General features: G+C 34.7%; 2 protein-coding genes. Both read left to right on the top strand.

Annotated features, from left to right (window positions below):
* Positions 1-47: 47 nt before the first annotated feature.
* On the top strand, positions 48-554 hold the full coding sequence (locus FYJ50_RS10425; protein WP_154461692.1) for a helix-turn-helix domain-containing protein: 507 nt from the start codon (positions 48-50) through the stop codon (positions 552-554).
* 2 nt (positions 555-556) lie between these two features.
* Entirely contained in the window at positions 557-1,477 is a 921-nt protein-coding gene (locus tag FYJ50_RS10420) for an IS3 family transposase (RefSeq protein ID WP_154461690.1), read from the top strand.
* Positions 1,478-1,514 lie beyond the last annotated feature (37 nt).

The raw sequence follows: 1,514 nt of genomic DNA, 5'->3' as shown, positions 1-1,514 counted from the left end.
TGTAGTGAACCTCTAAAGTTGTACCAACAACTTTGGAGGTTTTTATTATGAAATATACAAAAGAATTTAAATTAGAATGCGTACTTAAATATCGAAATGGTGAATACATTCACGATCCACCAGGAGTCAGGCACGAAGCCTTTCATGATCAAGTCGCCAAATGGAATAAAATATATGATTTCTTGGGTGAAGCAGGACTGGAACATGGAAGACCAACTCTTGATATAGAACAAAGAGTTGAACTTATCAAAAGGGTTGAAAATGGCGAATCCTACAATGCCGTGGCCTGCAGTGCCGGCATAAATAGCGACCTCCTTGTCAAATGGCATCGTACCTATTTAAAAAATGGCATAGATGGGTTAAAATCTCTTAAAAGAGGTAGACCATCCATGCCAAAGAAAAAAGTAGAAATAAATATCAATAAAGCCGATAAAGACAAAACCAAAGAAGAACTTCTGGAAGAACTTAAATTAGCTCGTATTGAAAATGAATATCTAAAAAAATTAAGTGCCTTAGTTCAAAAAAGAAAGGCCCAAGAACAGAAGAGAAAGTAGCTGTGATTGATGAACTAAGGCAATCAAAAAACTATCCATTGAAACATCTTTTAATGGTTTCAGGCCTTTCCAAATCAACATACGAATACTATAAGACAAGCAAGCATCTGAATTATATCAGGCGCAAGAAGGAAGAGGATGAAAGAATCCTGGCTATTATTACTCCTGTATTTGAACATCACAAATCAAGATACGGCTACAGGAGGATAATGCTCGCCAATCTTGAGGGGCTGGAAGGCTATGGACATAACAGAATTCAGAGAGTCATGTCAGAGAATGGCTTAAAGGCAAAACAAGGTTCAAATGGTCATTATCACTCATATAAAGGTGATAATGGTGAATCTAAAGAAAATCTATTACTCCATAAAGAAATTGATGAACTAGAACACAAAGCAAAATATATTAGAGATTTTGATGCATCTAAACCAAATGAAAAATGGACAACTGATGTTTCTGAGTTTAAATCAGATGAAGGTAAAGTTTATCTTTCGCCAATTCTAGATATGTTTGATGGAAGTATTGTATCTCACGATATATCTATCTCACCTGACTTTAATCAAACCAAAAGGATGGTTGATAAAGCATTTAAATCAAATCCTAATCTTGAAGGTTTAATCTTCCACTCAGATCAAGGTTGGCAATACCAGATGAAACCTTACCAACAATGGCTAAAGGATAAGGGTATTAAACAGTCGTTCTCAAGAAAAGGGAATTGCATGGATAATTCTTTAATGGAAAACTTCTTTGGCATCATGAAAAACGAGATGTATTATGGATATCACTTTAAAACAAGAGCTGAACTTATAGCTGCAATGGAAGAATACATTACTTATTACAATACAGAAAGAATTAACGCAAAAAGAAAAGGATTGAGTCCATTAGCTTATAGACAACAATCCTTCAAACAATTAACATTAAGTTAGTTTATTTATACCGGTCCAACTTTACCGGTGCACTACA

Origin of the sequence: Floccifex porci (genome assembly GCF_009696175.1) — a bacterium.
Classification (GTDB): domain Bacteria; phylum Bacillota_I; class Bacilli_A; order Erysipelotrichales; family Erysipelotrichaceae; genus Floccifex; species Floccifex porci.
This window is presented reverse-complemented; position numbering and strand designations above follow the sequence as displayed.